This window comes from Citreimonas sp. (assembly GCF_042096055.1).
Lineage (GTDB): Bacteria > Pseudomonadota > Alphaproteobacteria > Rhodobacterales > Rhodobacteraceae > Citreimonas.
In genome coordinates, this window is sequence record NZ_JBELMH010000066.1 from 1 (window position 1) to 20,084 (window position 20,084).

The window sequence follows — 20,084 nt, forward strand, 5'->3', positions numbered from 1 at the left end:
CGTGGGCGAGGACGGCGTGCGCACTGACTGGGCGCCGCTCGGCGGTGCCGAGGGCAACACGCAGGAGGCGATCCGGCTCGGCATGGCCGCAACGATCTTCCACTGGGGCCTGCACCCCTGGGCGATCTACGCGATCGTCGCGCTGGCGCTGTCGCTCTTCGCCTACAACAAGGGTCTGCCGTTGACGTTGCGGTCCTGCTTCTACCCGATCTTCGGCGAGCGGGTCTGGGGCTGGCCGGGCAACGTGATCGACATCTTGGCGATCTTCTCGACGATCTTCGGCCTGGCGACGTCGCTGGGCATAGGCGCGCAACAGGCGGCGGCCGGCCTCAACTTCCTGTTCGGCCTGCCGACGTCGAACCTGGCGCTGATCACGCTGATCATACTCATCACTGCGATCGCGCTGGTGTCGGTGGTCGTGGGGCTCGACGCAGGGGTCAAGCGGCTGTCCGAGATCAACATGGCGCTGGCGGCGATCCTTCTGGTCTTCGTCATCGTCTTCGGCCCGACGCTCGAGATCTTCGCCGGCTTCTTCTCGTATCTCGGCGCTTACGGCGAGTATCTGCCGGCGCTGTCGATGCCCTTTGGCCGCGAGGACGCGAACTTCGCCTCGGGCTGGACGGCGTTCTACTGGGCGTGGTGGATCAGCTGGTCGCCCTTCGTCGGCATGTTCATCGCCCGCGTCAGCCGCGGCCGCACGGTGCGCGAGTTCCTGATCGCGGTGCTGATCGTGCCGACGATCCTGTCGGTGCTGTGGATGACCGCGCTGGGCGGAACGGCGATCGGCCAGGTGGTGAACGACGGCTTCACGCAGGTGCAGGACGCGGCGCTGGAACTCAAGCTGTTCGAAATGCTGACCCAGCTGCCGCTGACGGGCCTGACGTCGTTCGTGGGCATCATCCTGGTGGTGGTGTTCTTCGTGACCTCGTCGGATTCCGGCAGCCTGGTGATCGACACCATCGCGGCAGGCGGCAAGGTCAACGCGCCCACGCCGCAGCGGGTGTTCTGGGCGACGTTCGAAGGGCTGGTCGCCATCGCGCTGCTGCTGGGCGGCGGGCTTGCCGCGCTGCAGGCCATGGCGGTGTCCACGGGCCTTCCGTTCACGATCGTCCTGCTGGGCGCGTGCTATGCCATCGTCCGCGGCCTGATGAGCGAGCCGCGATGACCCCAGCGCCGGGGCGGGCGGCACGACCGGCCCCGGCGCATCGCAAGGTCTTGCGTTCGGCGCCCGCCGCGCGATCATCCGGACGCAAGCCTGTGACGCGGAGGCCGTTGCCAGTGAACGCATGCCCATGAAGGATCTCAAGCGCAGCATCCGCCTGCTCTACCGGGGCGACAGCCGGCGCGCCCGTCGCTTCCGGTATGGGCTGATCGTCTTCGACACGCTGACGATCCTCTATTTCATCGCCACGGCCGCCCTGCCCCACGGTCAAATCACCACGATCGCCGACATCGTCTTCGGTTTGCTGATCCTGCTGGATCTGCTGGCGCGGTTCTGGATCGCGGACAACCGGCGGCGCGAGTTCACGCGCATCTACACGCTGGCGGACGTGGTGGTCGTCATCTCGGTCCTGCTGGCGCCGCTGTTTTCGGCCAACCTCGGCTTCCTGCGCGTGCTGCGGGGGCTGCGGCTGATCCACGCCTACCACCTGCTGCGCGACCTCAGGCGCGAAAGCCTGCTCTTCCGCCGGCACGAGGACGCGATCCTGGCCGCAGTGAACCTGTTCGTCTTCATCTTCGTGACGACCTCGGTCGTCTTCGTGCTGGCCTTCGACGAGCAGGACGGCTTTCCGGGATATGTCGACGCGCTGTACTTCACGGTCGCCACGCTAACCACGACCGGCTTCGGCGACATCACCCTGACCACGGCCACCGGCAAGCTGCTGTCGGTGTTCATCATGGTGGTGGGCGTGGCGCTGTTCGTGCAGCTTGCGCGGGCCATTTTCCAGCCGTCGAAGATCCGCTACACCTGTCCGCAATGCGGCCTGAACCGGCACGATCCGGACGCGATCCACTGCAAGCATTGCGGCGAATCGCTGAAGATCGAGACGGAGGGCAACACCGGCGCGTGACCGCGTTGCCCGCCGCTTCGTTCAACCGCCGCAAGGCCCCGGCCGTCAGGCCGGTTATCCAGGGGTCCAGACATGTCCGACAAAGCCGCTCTCGACGACGACGAGGAAAAGCAGGTCGACGCCTACGAGAACGTGCCGTCCTCGGTCATCTTCGAGGCGATCCGCCGCGCGGGCGACCACGAGCTGTCGCGCCCGCTCAGCGCGCTGTGGTGGTCCGGCGTCGCGGCGGGGTTGGCGATCAGCACGTCGGTGCTGTGCAAGGGCTTCCTCGCCTCGATCCTGCCGCACGCCGACTGGGCCTCGGGCATCTCGAACCTGGGCTACACCGTCGGCTTCCTGATCGTGATCCTTGGCCGGATGCAGCTGTTCACCGAGAACACGATCACGCCGATCCTGCCGCTGTTCCTGGCACCGACGCGGGCGAACTTCGCGCAGACCGCGCGGCTGTGGGGGATCGTGTTCGCGGCGAACCTGGTCGGCTGCGTCGCGGCGGCGCTGGTTCTGGTCAACGGCCACATCCTGCCCGATGCGCGGTTCCAGGGCATCCTCGACGTCTCGCGCCACTACGCCGAGGCGACGCCCTTCCAGCACTTCGCCTGGGGCATTCCGGCCGGGTTCCTGATCGCCGCGCTGGTCTGGATCCTGCCGCGCATGGAAAGCGGGGGCGAGGTGCTGATGATCGTGATCGTGACCTACGTGATCGGCCTCGGCGGCATGTCCCACGTGGTCGCCGGCTCGACCGAGCTCTTCGTCCTCGTGGCGAGCGGCGAGCTAAGCATCGTCGCGGCGGTCTTCGGCGGCATCGTCCCGGCCTTCGCGGGCAACGTGCTGGGCGGTACCGGCATCTTCGCCGCGCTCACCTATGCGCAGGTCCGCGAGGAGATTTGATGGCACGTCGCGCCGGCATGCGCGGGCTTCCGCCGGCGCTATGGCGTCGCATCGGCGCCATGATGTACAACCCGCGCCGCGCGCGTATCTGACACCGGACATGGCCGACCTGCCCGCCTCTGCCTAGGAACCGACGACATGCACAACTCCCGGTCCTTCCCGATCCGTATACGCCTGCGCCGCACTGTGACGGGCCTTGCCGTGCTGGTGGTGGCCGGTGCGGCCACTGCGCCCGGGCCGGCCCGCGCACACCCGCATGTCTTCATCGACGGCGGCATCGACTTCGTCTTCCGCTACGGCACGATGCTGGACGCGCTGCAGGTCACCTGGCGCTACGACGCGTTCGAGACCCTCTACACCCTGTCGTCGCACGGCATGGCCCTGAACGCCGAGGGCGAGTTGGACGAGGCCGACCGTCTCGAACTGGTCCGCCTGCTGAGCGACTGGCCCGAGGATTTCGACGGCTCCGCGCACCTGACCGTCGGCGGCGATGCCATCGCGCTGGAATGGCCCTCGGCGCTGGACGCGCACGTCGTGGACGGCCGGCTCGAGATGACGTTCACCCGCACGCTGGGCACGCCAGTTTCCCTCGACTCGCAGGACGCCGAGGTCGCGTTCTACGAATCCACGTACTTCTTCGCCTTCTCGGTCACGGACGAGCCTCGCCTCGTCGACGGCGCTCCGGGATGCTCCGCGCGCGTCATCCCCTTCGATCCCGACAGCCAGACCGAGGAACTGAGCAAAGCGCTGTCCACGCTCGGGCGCGAGGAGACGCCCGAGATCGAGAATGTTGGCGCTCTGTTCGCCGACAGGATCGCGGTGACATGCGGCTGATCCTGATCGCCTTGGCCGTCCTGCTCGGCGCGGCCTCGCTGGCGCTGATGGTCGACACCTCGGCGGTCGGGCGCTGGGCCGTCGAACAACAACGCGCCTTCCAGAACGTGATCGCCGGCGCGCTACGGGCGCTGCGGTCTGGCGCGCCCGAGGCCATGGCCACCCTGCTGGGCGCGTCCGCCGCCTACGGGTTCGTGCACGCGGTCGGCCCCGGGCACGGCAAGTACCTCGTCGGCGGCGTCGGGCTCGGCACCACCGTGCCCGCCCTGCGCCTCGTCGTGCTCGCGCTGGCAGCGAGCCTCGCGCAAGCGCTCTGGGCGATCCTGCTGGTCTATGGCGGGTTCTTCGCGCTGGAAGTCTCGGCGCGGCAATTGACGACGCTGGCCGAGGATATCCTTGCCCCCGCCAGCTACGTCGCGATCGCGGCAATCGGCGCGGTGCTGGTGCTGCGTGGCGCGCGGGCGCTGATGCGCGGCGCGGCCCCGTCGCACGCGGACGCGGCGGACCATGACCACCACGATTGCGGCCACGCGCACGGCCCCTCGGTCGAGCAGGTCCGCCAGGCCACCGGACTGCGCGAGGCGGCGGCGCTGGTGGCGGGCATCGCGATCCGTCCCTGCACCGGCGCGGTCTTCCTGCTGGTGATCGCCTGGCAGATGGAGATCCGGACCGCCGGCGCCGCGGCGGTCGTCGCGATGGGCCTCGGCACCGCGCTGCTGACCAGCCTCGTGGCGGTCTCCAGCGTCGCCGCCCGGCGCATCACCGTCGCGTCCAGCGGCACGCCGGCGAGCGTCGCGCTGGCGGCCTCGTCGCTGCAGGTGCTGGCCGGCGCGCTGATCGTGTGGTTCGGGATCGTCCTGCTGTCGGCATCGCTGGCGTGACCGCCCCGCGCTTGATGCGTGGCCGTGATTGCGGCAAGGCTCCGGCATGAAGCCGCATTCCAACCGCCCGGACGGGCCGCGCCTGCGCATCAGGATCGTCTTCGGCGACGACGAGATGATCGGCCCCGGCAAGGCCGACCTGCTCGAAGGGATCGACCGCTGCGGCTCGATCGCCGCCGCCGGGCGCGAGATGGGCATGAGCTACAAGCGCGCGTGGGAACTGATCGGCACGCTCAACGGCATGTTCCGCGCCCCCTTGGTCGAAAGCACGCGCGGCGGCCCGGGCGGCGGCGGCGCGGTGCTGACCGAGCTGGGGCGCGAGGTGCTGGCCCAGTACCGCGCCTTCGAGGCCGACGCGGCAGAAGGCGGCGCCGACCGGCTGCGGCAGCTTCAATCGCTTCTGCGCGATATTCCCGGTCAGGAATAACGCTTGACCCGCGACGCCCCCGCCCGCGATATGTTCCGCGACACATAACAGACGGAACTGACCCGGATGCCACGGCCCGCACCCCTTCGCGCCGTCCTGACCGCCGCCTGCGCGCTCGGCCTCGCGTGGGCGCCCGCGTCCGCGCGGTCTGCGCAGGTCACCGTCTTCGCCGCGTCCAGCACCGCCGACGCCCTGGCCGAGATCGAGGAGGCGTTCGAGGAGACGGCCGGACACGACCTCGTTGTGTCGCTGGCGGGCTCCTCGGCGCTGGCGCGGCAGATCCGGCAGGGCGCGCCGGCGGACGTCTTCCTGTCGGCCAGCACCGACTGGATGGACGCGATCGAGGCCGACGGCCTGATCGAACCCGGGTCGCGTTTCGACCTGCTGGGCAACGCGCTCGTCCTGGTCGCGCACGACCCGGATGCGGCGCCGGCCGACATCGCGCCGGGCCTCGACCTGGCGAGGATGCTCGGCCAAGACCGGCTGGCCATGGCGCTGGTCGATGCGGTGCCGGCGGGCGTCTACGGCAAGGCCGCGTTGGAGACCCTGGGCCTGTGGGACAGCATCGCGCCCCAAGTGGCGCAGGCGAACAACGTGCGCGCCGCGCTGGCGCTCGTCGCGCGGGGCGAGGCGCCCTACGGCATCGTCTACGCCTCGGACGCGCGGGCCGAGCCGGGCGTGACCGTCATCGGCACCTTCCCGCCCGAGACGCATCCGTCGATCGTCTACCCGGTCGCGGACCTTGCGAACCGCGACACGCCGGCCGAGGCGGACTTCCTCGCGTTCCTTCGTGGCCCCCAGGCGCGCGCGGTCTTCGCGCGGCAGGGCTTCGTCGTGCTGCCGGACTGAGCGATGGTCGACTGGCTCAGCCCGGCGGAATGGGACGCGGTGCGCCTGTCGCTGCGGGTGGCGTTCTGGGCGACGCTGGTCAGCCTGCCGCTGGGGATCTTCGTCGCCCACGCGCTGGCGAGGTGGCGTTTTCCGGGGCGCGAGTTGCTCAACGTGACTGTCCACCTGCCGCTGATCATGCCGCCCGTGGTTACCGGCTACCTGCTGCTGCTGGCCTTCGGCGCGCGCGGGCCCGTGGGCGGCTTCCTCGAGGCGTGGTTCGGCATGACCTTCGCCTTCCGCTGGACCGGCGCCGCGCTCGCGTCCGGCGTCATGGCGTTTCCCTTCATGGTGCGCGCGGTGCGCCTGTCGATCGAGGCGGTCGACCCCCGGCTGGAGCAGGCCGCCGGAACGCTGGGCGCGTCGCGGCCGTGGGTGTTCCTGACCGTAACGCTGCCGCTGATCCTGCCGGGGATCATCGCCGGCACGGTGCTGAGCTTCGCCAAGGCGATGGGAGAATTCGGCGCCACGATCACCTTCGTGTCCAACATCCCCGGCCAGACGCAGACGATCCCGCTGGCGATCAACCTGCTGCTGGAGACCCCGGGCGGCGAGGCACGCGCGGCGCGGCTGGCGGCGCTGTCCATCGCGATCGCCGCCGCAGCGCTGGTCTTGTCGGAACTGGTGTCGCGCCGGGTGGCGCGGATGGCGCGGGCATGACCCTTTCGGTCCGCCTGCGGCACCGGCTGGGCGACTTCGCGCTGGATGCCGACTTTACCGCGCCGCCGGGGCTGACGGTGCTGTTCGGGCGCTCGGGCTCGGGCAAGACGACCATCGTGAACGCGGTGGCCGGGCTGCTGATGCCGGACGAGGGGTGCATCGTCAGCGACGACCGGACGCTGCTGGACACGGCGCGCAGCATCCGGCTGCGGCCGCACCAAAGGCGGCTGGGCTACATCTTCCAGGAGGGGCGGCTGTTCCCGCACCTGACCGTCCGGCAGAACCTGGGCTACGGCGCGTGGTTCGCGCCCCGGCGCGCGCGCCGCGAAAGCCCCGACCGGGTGGTCGAGCTGCTGGGCCTCGGCCCGCTGCTCGCCAGGCGGCCGGGCGCGCTGTCGGGGGGCGAGAAGCAGCGCGTGGCGATCGGGCGGGCGCTGCTGTCGGCGCCGCGCATGCTGCTGGCGGACGAGCCGCTGGCCGCGCTGGACGAGGCCCGCAAGGCCGAGATCCTGCCCTATTTCGAGCGCCTGCGGGACGAGGTCGGGATTCCCATCCTGTATGTCAGCCACTCGGCCTCCGAGGTGGCGCGGCTGGCGACGACGATCGTGGCGCTGGATGCGGGCCGGGTGGTGGCGCAGGGGCCGGCGGCGGACATGCTGGGCGACCCGGCGGTGCTGCCCACCGGCCCGCGCGAGGCCGGCGCCGTTGTGCAGGCCCGCGTCGCCCACCACCACGCCGACGGGCTGACCGAGCTGGACGCGGGCGGGGTGCCGCTGTTCCTGCCGCGGGTCACAGCGGCGCCGGGCGAGACGGTGCGGGTCCGGATCTCGGCCCACGACGTGATCCTGGCGCGGCACCGGCCCGAGGGGCTGTCGGCGCTGAACATCCTGCCGGGCACGGTCCAGGACATCCGCCCCGGCGAGGGGCCGGGCGCGATCGTGGCGCTGGAGACCCCGGCGGGCCGGCTGCTGGCGCGGATCACCCGGCGGTCGGCCGAGGCGCTGGAACTGGCCCCCGGCGCGGCGGTCCACGCGGTGGTCAAATCCGTGTCGGTGGCGCCGCTGGATATCGGCGGCGGGGGCGCCGGGCGGGGCGGCTGAGGGATGTCCCACGATGGGACACCCCGCCGCCCACGAAAAATCAATGGCTTGCAGAGACGGATTCACGAATCCTTAGGATTCGGCTGGAAATCCTCGCCCGCCTAGCTGGCCTGGCTGTAGCGCTGTCCGGGCGCCGGGGCGCCGGTCAGCGCGGTCTCGATCGCGTGCGCGACGAGGCGCGCAGCGCGCGGGTCGAACAAGCGCAGCACCGTGCCGACGAACGCGCCCGCCCCGGGATAGAGGTCGAGCGCGGCGCGCGCGGCCGAGCCCAGCGCGGGGTCGACCGGCTGGCCAAGCCGCCCGAGATCGACCGCGCCGTCGCACATCAGGCGTTCGACGACGAAGGACAGCGTGCGGTCGAGATCGCTCAGCGCGATGCCGCGGGCGGCGGGAATGGCGCCGGCCTCGACCACCTGCTGCCAGGCATCGGTGGCCGAGGCGTTCTGCACATAACCTTGCGCGAAGCGCGAGATCGCCGAGGGGCCGAAGCCGACCAGCGTCTCGGCCGTGTCGGTGGTGTAGCCCTGGAAGTTGCGCCGCAGCGTGCCCGCCTGCGCCGCGAGCGCCAGCGTGTCGTGCGGCAGCGCGAAATGGTCGATGCCGACGGCGAGGTAGCCCGCGTCGAGCAGCGCGTCGCGCGCCATCTCGGCCAGCGCGAGGCGTTGCTCGGGCGAGGGCAGCGCGTCCTCGGGGATCAGCTTTTGCCGGCGGGCGACCCAGGGCACATGGGCGTAGCCGTAAAGCGCGATTCGGTCGGGCGCCATCGCCAGAACGGTGTCGATCGTGCGGCGCAGGCGGGCGCGGTCCTGGTGCGGCAGGCCGTAGAGCAGGTCGAAGTTGACGCTGCCGATGCCGCGCCGGCGCAGCGCGCGCACAGTGTCCCATGTGGCGGACGAGGATTGCGCGCGGCCGATCGCCGCCTGCACCTGCGGGTCGAAATCCTGCACCCCGACCGAGGCGCGGACGAGGCCCAGCGCCACCAGCGCGTCGATCCGGTCGGTGTCGCACTCGGTCGGGTCGATCTCGGCGCTGACCTCGGCGCCCGACAGGTCGAAGGCGCGCGCGATCATGCGGCCCAGCCGCCCGATGCGGTCGGGCGACAGCAGCGTGGGCGTGCCCCCGCCCAGATGCAGCGCCGAGACTGTGACCCGTTCGGGCATGGCGACGCGGGTATGCGCGATCTCGCGCGCGAGATGGTCGAGGTAGCGATCCAGCGGCGCGTCGCTGCGGGTGCCCTGCGTGCGGCAGGCGCAGAACCAGCACAACCGGCGGCAGAACGGCACGTGCACGTAGAGCGACACCGTGCTGCCGGGCGCGATCGCGCCCAGCCATGCGGTCTTTTCGGCCCCGCCCACCGCCGCGGTGAAGCGGTCGGCCGGCGGGAAGCTCGTGTAGCGCGGGACGCGGGCGGTCAGCAGCGCGTGGCGGAGGGGATCATCGGTCATGTCGGGAAAATCGCCCCATGCGACGGTGCGCGCATTGATCAGGATCAACCGTGGCGTTAAATACGGGCATGTCCAAGCTGACCCCCATCGTGCCCTGCACCACCTGCCCGATCCGCCACAGCGCGGTCTGCGCCGAGTGCGACAGCGACGAACTGGCGATGCTGTCGGCGATCAAGAGCTACCGCACCGTGCCCGCGGGGGCGCCGCTGGCCTCGGCCGGCGAGACGCTCGAACATTTCTCGTCGATCGTGACGGGCTGCGCGACCATGTCGCGCACGCTGGAGGACGGGCGCCGCCAGACCGTGGGCCTGCTGCTGCCGTCGGATTACATCGGCCGGCCGGGGCGCGCGCAGGCGGCCTTCGACGTCGAGGCGCTGAGCGAGGTGACGCTGTGCCGGTTCGAGCGGCGCGCCTTCGAGAAGCTGCTGCGCGACACGCCGCACGTGGCCAGCCGGCTGCTGAAGATGACGCTGGACGAACTGGACGCCGCGCGCGACTGGGCGGTGGTGCTGGGCCGCATGACCGCGCGCGAGAAGGTCGCAACCTTCCTGGTCAGCCTGGCGCGGCGGCAGATGGCGGTGGCGCTGGGCGACCCGATCGGCGGCCCGGTGACGATGCACCTGCCGCTGTCGCGCGAGGCGATGGCCGACCACTTGGGCCTGACCATCGAGACCACGAGCCGGCAGATGACCGCCCTGCGCAAGGACGGGCTGATCGAGCTTCCGACCACCCGCGACATCCGCATCCCCGACTTCGGCGCGCTGGCGCTGGAAGCCGGGGACGACGGGGATGGCGGGCTGATCGTCTAGCGCGCCACCAGAAGCGGCACCGGCGCGTCGTGCAGCATGGTGCGGCTGACGCCGCCCAGCACGATCTCGCGCAGGCGGTTGTGGCCGTAGGCGCCCATCACGATCAGGTCGGCGTCGACGTCGCGGGCGTGGGATTCGAGCACCTTGGGGATCGGACGGCCGCTGCTGGCGACCGGCGTGACCGGTGCGGTGACGCCCGCGCGGTCCAGCATCACCGCCAGTTCGTGGCCCGACGTGTCGCTGTCGGGATCGACCGCGACGATGCCGACCGACGCTGCCTGCCGCAGCAGCGGCAGCGCGGCGCGGATCGCCGCCAGCGCAACGTCGCTTTCGTCCCAGGCCAGCACGATGCGGTCGAAGGACGGCTCGAACCCCTCGCGCAGGACCAGCACCGGCACTCGGGTGTTGTAGAGCACCGCCTCGAGCATGTCCTGCGCGCCGCGGTCCTCGCCCGGGGCGGGCAGGATCGCGAGGTCCGAGAACCGGTGCCCCAGCGCGATCCGGCGCAGCGTGTCGGCGCTGCGCACGATCTCGGTGCGCACCGACCAGCCGAAGCCTTCGCCCTTGAGGCGGGCGCGGGTCTCGGCCTCGGCGCGGTCGAGCGCCTCGATCGCGTCCTGGACCAGCGTCTCCTCGGCGATGCCCATCTCGGGGGCGAACATGATCGCGGGCTCGGTCCGGGTCTGCGCGCCGACGGTGACGTCGAGATGCGCCGACCAGCGGCGGGCGCAGTCCGCGGCCGCGTCGAGCGCGTCGGGACCGCCGGTCATCGTGAGTGTGGAAAGCGTTCTGTAGGACATGGCGTTCTCCTTCGGTCCGGCCCTGTTGCACGCCCCCTTCCTGCGCCGGCGCGGCGGGGCGCGCCTTGATCAGGATCAAACCGCGGCGGCGATGCGCGGTTCCGGCGCCCGATCGGACGCGTCCCGCGCCCAGTTGATCCATGTCAAGGCGAGCGCCCGGCGCCGCGTGGGATTGGGTCCCGGCCTTCGCCCTCCGGAGGCGGGATTCGCAGGAGATGTCATGGAGTACCTGAAGCTCGTCGCACTGGCGCTGATCGCGCTGGTCGCCGCGATGGCGGCGGATTGGGGCCGCGACCTGGCCTATTCGACCCACGCGGTGATCGTCATGCTGGTGGCGGGCGGGCTGTTCCTGTGGGAAGTCCGCCGCGTCGGCGAGGCCCGCCCCGTGCACCCCGAGACCGCCTACATGGACGGCCCGATCCGCGCCGGCGTCATCGCCACCGCGTTCTGGGGCCTCGCCGGGTTCCTGGTGGGGACGTTCATCGCGTTCCAGCTGGCCTTCCCGGTGCTGAACTTCGACTGGTCCGAGGGGTTCGCCAACTTCGGCCGCCTGCGCCCGCTGCACACCAGCGCGGTGATCTTCGCCTTCGGCGGCAACGCGCTGATCGCGACGTCGTTCTACGTCGTGCAGCGCACCAGCGCCGCGCGGCTGTGGGGCGGCAACGCCGCGTGGTTCGTGTTCTGGGGCTACCAGCTGTTCATCGTGCTGGCGGCGACGGGCTACCTTCTGGGCTCGACCCAGTCCAAGGAATACGCCGAGCCCGAATGGTACGTCGACATCTGGCTGACCATCGTCTGGCTGGTCTACCTCGCCGTCTTCATGGGCACGATCTTCAAGCGGCGCGAGCGGCACATCTACGTCGCCAACTGGTTCTACCTGGCGTTCATCGTCACCGTCGCGATGCTGCACGTGGTCAACAACCTGTCGATCCCGGTCAGCATCTGGGGCAGCAAGTCGGTGCAGGTCTTCGCCGGCGTGCAGGACGCGATGACCCAGTGGTGGTACGGCCACAACGCCGTGGGCTTCTTCCTGACGGCGGGCTTCCTGGGGATGATGTACTACTTCGTGCCCAAGCAGGCCGGGCGGCCGATCTACAGCTACAAGCTGTCGATCATCCACTTCTGGGCGCTGATCTTCCTCTATATCTGGGCCGGCCCGCACCACCTGCACTACACCGCCCTGCCCGAATGGGCCGCGACGCTGGGGATGGTGTTCAGCGTCATGCTGTGGATGCCCAGCTGGGGCGGCATGATCAACGGCCTGATGACGCTGGAAGGCGCCTGGGACAAGATCCGCACCGACCCGATCATCCGCATGTTCGTGGCCAGCCTCGCCTTCTACGGGATGAGCACCTTCGAGGGCCCGATGATGTCGATCCGGGCGGTCAACTCGCTGAGCCACTACACCGACTGGACCATCGGCCACGTGCATTCCGGTGCGCTGGGCTGGAACGGGCTGATCACCTTCGCCTGCCTCTACTTCCTGACGCCCAAGCTGTGGGGCCAGAAGCAGATGCATTCCATGGCGGCGATCAACCTGCACTTCTGGCTCGCGACGCTGGGGATCGTCCTCTACGCGGCATCGATGTGGGTGACCGGCATCATGGAGGGCCTGATGTGGCGCGAGGTCGACGCCAACGGCTTCCTCGTCAACTCGTTCGCCGACACCGTCGCCGCCAAGTTCCCGATGTACCTGGTCCGCGGCCTGGGCGGCGTCCTGTACCTGGCCGGCGCGCTGGTGATGGTCTGGAACATGTGGATGACCATCCGCGCGCCCCAATCCGCCGCCGCAACCGCCACCGTTCCCGCGGAGTGAGACAATGACGAAAGACAACGACAAGATCCCGCCGGCGGACAAGGACCCCAAGGTCACGCAAGCCGGCGATCGCGGGGTGCCCAACGAGCTGCCGCACCACACGCGGCTGATCGACAAGCACGGCATCCTCGAGCGCAACGCGACGCTGCTTCTGGTGGCCTCGTTCCTGGTGGTCAGCATCGGCGGCATCGTCGAGATCGCGCCGCTGTTCTGGCTGGAGAACACGATCGAGGAGGTCGAGGGCGTGCGCCCCTACTCGCCGCTCGAACTGGCGGGGCGCGACATCTACGTGCGCGAGGGCTGCTACGTCTGCCACAGCCAGATGATCCGCCCGATGCGCGACGAGGTCGAGCGCTACGGGCATTACAGCCTGGCGGCCGAGTCGATGTACGACCACCCGTTCCAGTGGGGATCGAAGCGCACCGGGCCGGACCTGGCGCGCGTCGGCGGGCGGTATTCGGACGAGTGGCACGTGGACCACTTCGCCGATCCGCAGACCGTTGTGCCCGAAAGCGTGATGCCGAAATACGACTACCTGGCGCGCGCCCGGATCGACGGCGAGCACATCGACGAGCTGCTCGAGACCCACGCCATGGTCGGCGTGCCCTACACCGACGAGATGATCGCCAGTGCCAAGGCCGATTTCCGCGTGCAGGTCGATCCGATGGGCGACGTCGCCGGCCTGCTGGAACGCTATCCCGGCGCGCAGGTGCGCAACTTCGACGGCCAGCCCGACCTGACCGAGATGGACGCCCTGATCGCCTACCTGCAGATGCTCGGCACGCTGGTCGATTTCTCGACCTTCGTGGCCGATGCGAGCCGCTGAGGACGCCCCCATGCACGACACCTACACCATCCTGCGCGAATTCGCCGACAGCTGGGCGCTGCTGGCGCTGACGGCCGTCTTCGTCTTCGTCTGCGTCTGGGCGTACCGGCCCGGCTCGCGCGCGCTGCACGACGACGCGGCGCGGGCGATCTTCCGCGACGAGGCCCCGGCGCCACGCGTCGCGGGCTGCGCCCGGGCCTGCCCCGACTGCACCTGCGCGCCCTTCCAGGAGAAGCAGCCATGACCAAGCGCCGTATCGATCCCGTCACCGGCACGGAAACCACCGGCCACCAATGGGACGGCATCGAGGAGTTGAACAATCCGCTGCCGCGCTGGTGGCTGTGGACCTTCTACGCGACGATCCTGTTCTCGCTGGTCTACGTGATCCTGTATCCCGCCTGGCCGCTGGTGAACCGCGCCACCGACGGCGTGCTGGGCTGGTCGGCGCGCGACGACGTGGCGCGCGAGATCGCCGCGGTGGACGCCGCACAGTCCGAGATGCGAGCCTCGCTGGTCGGCACCGACCTTGCGGCGCTGGACCGCAACGAGGAGCTGCTGGCCTTCGCCACCAACGCGGGCGCGGCGGTGTTCCGCACGCATTGCTCGCAATGCCACGGCTCGGGCGCCGCGGGCGCGCTGGGCTATCCCAACCTGCTCGACGACGAATGGCTGTGGGGCGGCATGATCGAGGACATCGCCTATACCGTGCGCCACGGCATCCGCAACGAGGCCGACCCCGAGGCGCGCTGGTCGCAGATGCCCGGCTTCGGCGAGATCCTCGACCGCGACGAGATCGCCACGCTGGTCGACCACGTGCAGGCGCTGCCCGGCGGGCAGGACCCGCTGGCCGGCCCCGGCGGCGCGCTGTTCGACGCCAACTGCACCGCCTGCCACGGCGCCGACGCGCGCGGCAACCGCGACATGGGCGCGCCGAACCTGACCGACGCGATCTGGCTGTACGGCAATTCCGACGCGCAGCTGACCGAGGTGATCGCGCAAGGGCCGTTCGGCGTGATGCCGCCCTGGGGCACCCGCCTGCGCGAGGCCGAGGTGCGCGCCGTCGCGGCCTACGTGCACGGCCTGGGCGGGGGCGAGGTTCCGGCGGCGGATTCGTCCGCCGGCAGCCTGCCCGACACCGAAGCCACCGAATAGAGCCCGCAGCGTACCCTGTTCGCACCTCGACGCGACGGGCTCTTGCGGGGGCGGTCCTGGAGGAGGGATCGCCCCCGTTCTTTTTCCGGGGTCGCGGCATCGCGGCCGCGATTGATCCACGTCAAGGAGCCCGAGGGGCTGCCGCGCGACAAGACCCTCGCGAACAGGAAAGTCCGAATCGATGTCAGAGCAGTCCACCGACCTCTACGCGCCCCGCGTGCCGATCTTCCCCCGCCGCGTGTCCGGCCCGTTCCGGCGCCTCAAGTGGGGCATCATGCTGGTCACGCTGGCGATCTACTACCTGACGCCGTGGATCCGCTGGGACCGCGGCCCGAACCTGCCCGACCAGGCGGTGCTGGTGGATCTGGCGAACCGGCGCTTCTACTTCTTCTGGATCGAGATCTGGCCGCACGAGTTCTACTTCGTCGCGGGCCTGCTGATCATGGCCGGGCTGGGGCTGTTCCTGTTCACCGCCGCGCTGGGCCGGGTCTGGTGCGGCTATGCCTGCCCGCAGACCGTCTGGACCGACCTCTTCCTGGTGGTCGAGCGCTGGGTGCAGGGCGACCGCAACGCGCGGATGCGCCTGTACCAGTCGGCATGGACCGCGCGCAAATGGCGGCTGATGCTGACCACCTGGGGCATCTGGCTGCTGATCGCGATGGCGACCGGCGGCGCCTGGGTGTTCTACTTCACCGACGCGCCGACGCTGGCGCGCAACCTCGTGACGTTCGACGCGCCGCAGGTGGCGTACCTGACCATCGCGCTGCTGACCGCGACCACCTTCGTCTTCGGCGGCTTCATGCGCGAGCAGGTCTGCATCTACATGTGCCCCTGGCCGCGCATCCAGGCCGCGATGATGGACGAGGGCACGCTGACCGTCGCCTACCGCGACTGGCGGGGCGAGCCGCGGGGCAAGGGCCTCAAGCGGCGCGAGGCGGCCGAGGGGCTGCGCGTCACAGGCCCGCAGATCGGCGGCCGCGCGCCGCTGATCCCGATGCCGGGTCTGGCCAACACCACCACCGCGAAACGCCAGGTCTCGGAGGGCGAGGACACGCGCCCGCCGGGCGACTGCATCGATTGCAACGCCTGCGTCAACGTCTGCCCGATGGGCATCGACATCCGCGACGGCCAGCAGATGGCCTGCATCACCTGCGCGCTGTGCATCGACGCCTGCGACCAGGTGATGGAGAAGACCGGCCGCCCGCGCGGGCTGATCGACTACGTGGCGCTGTCCGACGCCCCGCGCGAGGCCGCCGGCGGCGATCCGATCCCCGCCTGGAAGCACGCCGTGCGGCCGCGCAACATCGCGTATTTCGCGCTGTGGGCCGGGATCGGCCTGCTGCTGGTCTTCGCGCTGTTCATCCGGCCCGACATCGAGATGACCGTCGCGCCGATCCGCAACCCCACCTTCGTGACGCTCGCCGACGGCAGCGTGCGCAACGCCTACGACGTGCGGCTGCTCAACAAGCACGGCGACGACCGGGCCTTCCTGCTGGCGCCCTCGCTCGAGACCGACGCGCAGGCCGAGATGGAAATCGAGGGCCATCGCGGCAGCGTCGTGCCGGTGCCCGCCGACACCATGACCCGTGTGCGCGTCTACCTGACCGCCGAGCCGGGAACCGACCTCGCTACCGAGGCGGCAAGCCCGGTGCGGATCTGGGTCCAGGACATGGCGAGCGGCGAGCGCGCGCATGTGGACACCACCTTCAACGGAAGCGAAAACCGATGACCGAACTGACCGGACGCCATGTCGCCACGCTCTTCGTCGGGGGCTTCAGCATCATCATCGCGGTGAACGCGGCGCTGGCCGTCAACGCGGTGCGCAGCTTTCCCGGCCTCGAAGTGCCGAATTCCTACGTCGCCAGCCAGTCGTTCCAGGCGCGGCTGGAGGCGCAGCAGGCGCTGGGCTGGACCGCGACGGCCGGCTACGAAGCGGGCCGCCTGTCGGTGGCGATTTCCGACGCGGACGGCCGGCCCGTCGCGCCCGAAGACCTGAGCGTGCATGTCGGCCGCCCGACCGAGGCGAAGGACGACCACGACCTGGCGCTGGTGGAGGGTATCGCGCGGATCGACCTCGCGCCCGGGTCGTGGCGCGTCGACATCGCCGCGACCGCGCCCGACGGCACGGCCTTCCAGAAGGCCATCGTCCTGACGGTGCCGCGATGAGCGCCGCCTGCCCCGCCTGCTCGGCGCTGCCGCAGGCCGAGCCGGTCTCGGACGGCCGGCCGACGCACCTGCTGCACCTGCCCGACATCCATTGCGGCGCCTGCATCACCTCCGTGGAATCCGCCTTGGGCGCGGTGCCGGGGGTGGAATCGGCGCGCGTGAACCTGACGCTGAAGCGCGTGGCCGTCACCGCGCCCGCGCTGGCCACCGCGCCGCTGATCGCGGCGCTTGCCGCCGCGGGCCACCGGGCCGAGCGGCTGGATCCAGGCCGGCTGGGCCCCGAGGACACGCAATCGCGCGAGCTGCTGACCCGGATCGGCGTCGCGGGTTTCGCCATGATGAACGTCATGCTGCTGTCGATCGCGGTCTGGAGCGGGGCGGCGGGCGTGACCGCGCAGGTGTTCCACCTGATCTCGGCCAGCATCACGATCCCGGCGGTGGCCTTCGCCGGGCAGCCGTTCTTCCGCTCGGCGCTGGGGGTGCTGCGCAAGGGCCGGACCAACATGGACGTGCCGATCTCGATCGCGATCGTGCTGGCGACGGCGGCGTCGATGGCCAGCGCGCTGGGGCTGAACCACCGCGCGGGCTGGTTCGACGCGGCGCTGGCGCTGACCTTCTTCCTGCTGATCGGACGCTTCCTGGAACGCCGCGGCCGCGCCGCCGCGCGGTCCGCCGCGGCCGAGCTGGCCGCGCTCGAGGCACCGCAGGCGCTGCGGCTGGATGGCGAGGCCGAGACCGTCGTCGCGGCCGAGGCGCTGGTGCCGGGCGACCTGATCCGCGTGCGCCCGGGCGACCGGCTGCCCGCCGACGGCACCATCGTGTCGGGGCGCACCGATCTGGACCGCGCCGTGCTGACCGGCGAAAGCGCGCCCGAGGCCGCCGGCCCCGGCGACCAGGTGACCGCCGGCGAGACCTCGTTGACCGGGCTGCTGACGGTGCGGGTGGACCGCGCCGGGCGCGATACGACGCTGGCCCGCATGGCCGAGATCGTGGCCACGGCCGAGACCCAGCGCAGCCGCTACACCGGCATCGCCGACCGCGCGGCGAAGCTTTACGCGCCGGTGGTGCACCTGCTGGGGGCCGTGACCTTCGCGGCCTGGCTGGCGATGACCGGCGACGGGTGGCTGAGCCTCGACATCGCGATCTCGGTGCTGGTGATCACCTGTCCCTGCGCGCTGGCGCTGGCGGTGCCGGCGGTGTCGACCGTGGCGACGGGCCGGTTGTTCCGGCAGGGCATCCTGGTGAAATCGCAGACCGCGCTCGAACGCCTGTCCGAGATTGACCTGGTGGCGATCGACAAGACCGGCACGCTGACCAGCGGCACGCCGGTGCTGGGCGCGGGCGTTTCCGATGACGCGCTGGCCGTGGCCGCCGGGCTGGCGGCGGGGTCGTCGCACCCGGTGTCGCGCGCCATCGCGCGCGCCGCCGAGGCGCGTGGCATCGCGCCCGCCCCGGTCGAGGCGCTGCACGAGCACAGCGGCGACGGCGTCGAGGGGCTTTGGGAGGGCCGCACGGTCCGGCTGGGCCGCGCGGCGTGGCTGGGGCTGGACGACGCCGGCACCTGCCTGCAGATCGAAGGCCGCGCGCCGGTGGTGCTGCCGATCGAGGAGAGCCTCGACCCGTCCGCAGGCGCGTTGGTGCGCGACATCCGCGCCACGGGGCGCGAGGTCGCGCTGCTGTCGGGCGACACGGCGCAGGCGGTGGCGCCGGTCGCCGAAAGCCTCGGGATCACCCGCGCGCTGAGCCGCCTGCGCCCCGCCGACAAGGTCGCCTGGGTCGAGCACGAGACCGGGGCCGGCCACCGCGTGCTGATGGTCGGCGACGGGCTGAACGACACCGGCTGCCTTGCCGTGGCGCATGCCAGCATCGCGCCGGGATCGGCGCTGGATGCCGCGCGCAACGCGGCCGACGTGGTGCTGCTGTCGTCGGGCCTGTCGGGGGCCGCGCTGGCGCTGGCCACGGCCGCCCGCGCGGTGGCGCGGATGCGGCAGAACATCGGCATCGCGATCGCCTACAACGCGCTGGCCGTGCCGCTGGCGATGGCGGGCCACGTCACGCCGTTCTGGGCGGCGCTGGCGATGTCGGGCTCGTCGCTGGTGGTCACGCTCAACGCGGTGAGGCGCTACACATGAACATCCTCGTCATCCTCATCCCGGTGTCGCTGCTGATGGGCCTCGCGGGGCTGGCGACCTTCGTGTGGACGATCCGGTCGGGGCAGTACGACGACCCGGCCGGCGACCAGGCGCGCGCGCTGTCGCCGCAGAACGACGACGCGCCGCGGCCGCGCTAGGTCACAGCGCGACGATGTGGTTGTCCCAGGCGACGTTCTGCCGCGACAGCGGCGCCGGTCCCCCTGCTCCGACCGCGATGAGCCCGCCCAGCCCGTCGCTGGCGAGATAGCCCGCGGCGTGCGGTGCCAGCCCGCAGACATCAGCGCGCGACACGACCCCGAGGAAGTCGCCCGCGTCCGAGAACCGGTGCATCCGCCCGCCGCGGGGCGAGGTGATCGCCAGCTCGGCCCCCGCGCCGTCGAAGGCGACGCTGCCGGCATAGCCGTCCATCGCCAATTCGTCCGCCAGCGGGGCCTGGGCGAGGATCGGCGCGCCGCCGCGCCGGTGCAGGCCCAGCAGCGGGGTCGCGGCGCCGGGCGGGCCCTCCCACTGCATGGCGAACCCGACGAGGCCGTCGGCGCGCACCGCGAGGTGGCGGATCGAGTTGCGGTGCAGCGCGGCCTCGAGCGCGACCGTATCGAGCAGCGTGCCGTCGGTGCCAAGGTAGCACAGGTTGGGACGCATCGAGTCGACGTTGAGCTTGGTCCGGTCGGTCGGGTCGGTGGCGATGCCGCCGTTGGCGACGACCAGCGTTTCGCCGTCGGGCATCAGCCGCAGGTCATGCGGGCCGATGCCGCCCGAGGGCATCTCGGCGATGCGGGCATAGCCGGCCGCCGCGTCCCAGATACCGATGACGCCGTCGCTGGTGTCGCTGGCCTGCTCGCTGGTGAACAGCAGCGCGCCGCCCTGGGCGAAGACTCCGTGGCCGTTGAACTGGCGGTTGTCGGGTGGCGTAAGCGTCCGGGTGACGGCACCGCGCGCGCAGTCGATGACCAGCGCGTAGGCGCCCGGACGGCGGGCGAAGGCGACGGCCTCGGCCCGGCTGGGATGGCCAGCGCCGGCATGGCCGCGCGCGGGCAGCGGTACGCGGAAGGTGACGGCGCCCGCTTCGTCGAGACCGTAGAGCGCGAAGCCGCCGCCTGCGTCGCGCGCGGCGGCGATGTAGGACGGATCGCCGGCGGCCGCCCAGCCGAGACGGGGGGCCGCGCC

The 20,084-nt window shown here is 71.1% G+C and carries 21 protein-coding genes; 18 read left to right on the top strand and 3 right to left on the bottom strand.

The genetic code is table 11. From position 1 onward, the window contains the following. The 9 genes from ACFDTC_RS13595 to modC form a co-directional block, all read left to right on the top strand. On the top strand, nt 1-1,165 hold a 1,165-nt coding region (locus tag ACFDTC_RS13595), incomplete at its 5' end, for a BCCT family transporter (RefSeq protein WP_375259424.1). A 127-nt stretch (nt 1,166-1,292) separates the two neighbouring features. Continuing rightward, the gene (locus ACFDTC_RS13600) at nt 1,293-2,072 is read left to right on the top strand and encodes an ion channel (RefSeq protein WP_375259425.1); all 780 of its coding nucleotides are present in this window, start codon (nt 1,293-1,295) and stop codon (nt 2,070-2,072) included. Between the two features lie 72 nt (nt 2,073-2,144). After that, nucleotides 2,145-2,960: a formate/nitrite transporter family protein gene (locus tag ACFDTC_RS13605; RefSeq protein WP_375259426.1), complete on the top strand. Its 816-nt coding sequence runs from the start codon at nt 2,145-2,147 to the stop codon at nt 2,958-2,960. A gap of 138 nt (nt 2,961-3,098) precedes the next feature. Further along, entirely contained in the window at nt 3,099-3,794 is a 696-nt protein-coding gene (locus ACFDTC_RS13610) for a DUF1007 family protein (RefSeq protein WP_375259427.1), read from the top strand. After that, entirely contained in the window at nt 3,785-4,675 is an 891-nt protein-coding gene (locus ACFDTC_RS13615) for a nickel/cobalt transporter (RefSeq protein ID WP_375259428.1), read from the top strand. Before ACFDTC_RS13610 ends, ACFDTC_RS13615 begins: the two co-directional genes overlap by 10 nt. A 46-nt stretch (nt 4,676-4,721) precedes the next feature. Next, nucleotides 4,722-5,102, top strand: a complete 381-nt coding sequence (locus ACFDTC_RS13620) for a winged helix-turn-helix domain-containing protein (protein WP_375259429.1) — start codon at nt 4,722-4,724, stop codon at nt 5,100-5,102. 66 nt (nt 5,103-5,168) lie between these two features. Further along, on the top strand, nt 5,169-5,951 hold the full coding sequence (gene modA / locus ACFDTC_RS13625; RefSeq protein WP_375259430.1) for a molybdate ABC transporter substrate-binding protein: 783 nt from the start codon (nt 5,169-5,171) through the stop codon (nt 5,949-5,951). A 3-nt stretch (nt 5,952-5,954) separates the two neighbouring features. Continuing rightward, on the top strand, nt 5,955-6,650 hold the full coding sequence (modB, locus tag ACFDTC_RS13630; RefSeq protein ID WP_375259431.1) for a molybdate ABC transporter permease subunit: 696 nt from the start codon (nt 5,955-5,957) through the stop codon (nt 6,648-6,650). After that, nucleotides 6,647-7,750, top strand: coding sequence for a molybdenum ABC transporter ATP-binding protein (gene modC, locus ACFDTC_RS13635; protein WP_375259432.1), 1,104 nt, complete (start codon nt 6,647-6,649; stop codon nt 7,748-7,750). The genes modB and modC overlap by 4 nt, the downstream gene beginning before the upstream one ends. 101 nt (nt 7,751-7,851) lie before the next feature. On the opposite strand, the gene hemN is transcribed toward modC, so the two are convergent. Then, nucleotides 7,852-9,195: an oxygen-independent coproporphyrinogen III oxidase gene (gene hemN, locus ACFDTC_RS13640; protein WP_375259433.1), complete on the bottom strand. Its 1,344-nt coding sequence runs from the start codon at nt 9,193-9,195 to the stop codon at nt 7,852-7,854. A gap of 68 nt (nt 9,196-9,263) precedes the next feature. On the opposite strand from hemN, the gene fnrL reads away from it, so the two are divergent. Next, nucleotides 9,264-10,004, top strand: a complete 741-nt coding sequence (gene fnrL / locus ACFDTC_RS13645; RefSeq protein ID WP_375259434.1) for a transcriptional regulator FnrL — start codon at nt 9,264-9,266, stop codon at nt 10,002-10,004. Here the strand turns inward: fnrL and ACFDTC_RS13650 are convergent. Next, nucleotides 10,001-10,804: a universal stress protein gene (locus ACFDTC_RS13650; protein ID WP_375259435.1), complete on the bottom strand. Its 804-nt coding sequence runs from the start codon at nt 10,802-10,804 to the stop codon at nt 10,001-10,003. The genes fnrL and ACFDTC_RS13650 overlap by 4 nt on opposite strands. A 220-nt stretch (nt 10,805-11,024) precedes the next feature. On the opposite strand from ACFDTC_RS13650, the gene ccoN reads away from it, so the two are divergent. The 8 genes from ccoN (at nt 11,025) to ccoS (ending at nt 19,054) form a co-directional block, all read left to right on the top strand. Beyond that, a complete protein-coding gene (gene ccoN / locus ACFDTC_RS13655) occupies nt 11,025-12,620 on the top strand; it encodes a cytochrome-c oxidase, cbb3-type subunit I (protein ID WP_375259436.1) in 1,596 nt (531 codons plus the stop codon). Nucleotides 12,621-12,624: 4 nt separating this feature from the next. Continuing rightward, a complete protein-coding gene (ccoO, locus tag ACFDTC_RS13660) occupies nt 12,625-13,446 on the top strand; it encodes a cytochrome-c oxidase, cbb3-type subunit II (RefSeq protein ID WP_375259437.1) in 822 nt (273 codons plus the stop codon). 10 nt (nt 13,447-13,456) lie between these two features. Further along, nucleotides 13,457-13,690 (top strand): cbb3-type cytochrome c oxidase subunit 3, encoded by a 234-nt coding sequence (locus ACFDTC_RS13665; RefSeq protein ID WP_375259438.1) that lies wholly within the window; start codon nt 13,457-13,459, stop codon nt 13,688-13,690. Continuing rightward, nucleotides 13,687-14,598 (top strand): cytochrome-c oxidase, cbb3-type subunit III, encoded by a 912-nt coding sequence (gene ccoP / locus ACFDTC_RS13670; protein ID WP_375259439.1) that lies wholly within the window; start codon nt 13,687-13,689, stop codon nt 14,596-14,598. Before ACFDTC_RS13665 ends, ccoP begins: the two co-directional genes overlap by 4 nt. Before the next feature lie 181 nt (nt 14,599-14,779). Beyond that, nucleotides 14,780-16,327: a cytochrome c oxidase accessory protein CcoG gene (locus ACFDTC_RS13675; RefSeq protein WP_375259440.1), complete on the top strand. Its 1,548-nt coding sequence runs from the start codon at nt 14,780-14,782 to the stop codon at nt 16,325-16,327. After that, entirely contained in the window at nt 16,324-16,764 is a 441-nt protein-coding gene (locus ACFDTC_RS13680; protein WP_375259441.1) for a FixH family protein, read from the top strand. The genes ACFDTC_RS13675 and ACFDTC_RS13680 overlap by 4 nt, the downstream gene beginning before the upstream one ends. After that, nucleotides 16,761-18,896, top strand: a complete 2,136-nt coding sequence (locus ACFDTC_RS13685) for a heavy metal translocating P-type ATPase (protein WP_375259442.1) — start codon at nt 16,761-16,763, stop codon at nt 18,894-18,896. The genes ACFDTC_RS13680 and ACFDTC_RS13685 overlap by 4 nt, the downstream gene beginning before the upstream one ends. Continuing rightward, entirely contained in the window at nt 18,893-19,054 is a 162-nt protein-coding gene (ccoS, locus tag ACFDTC_RS13690) for a cbb3-type cytochrome oxidase assembly protein CcoS (RefSeq protein ID WP_375259443.1), read from the top strand. Before ACFDTC_RS13685 ends, ccoS begins: the two co-directional genes overlap by 4 nt. A 1-nt stretch (nt 19,055) precedes the next feature. Here the strand turns inward: ccoS and ACFDTC_RS13695 are convergent. Continuing rightward, the coding region (locus tag ACFDTC_RS13695) for a DUF1513 domain-containing protein (protein ID WP_375259444.1) at nt 19,056-20,084 on the bottom strand (1,029 nt) is incomplete at its 5' end.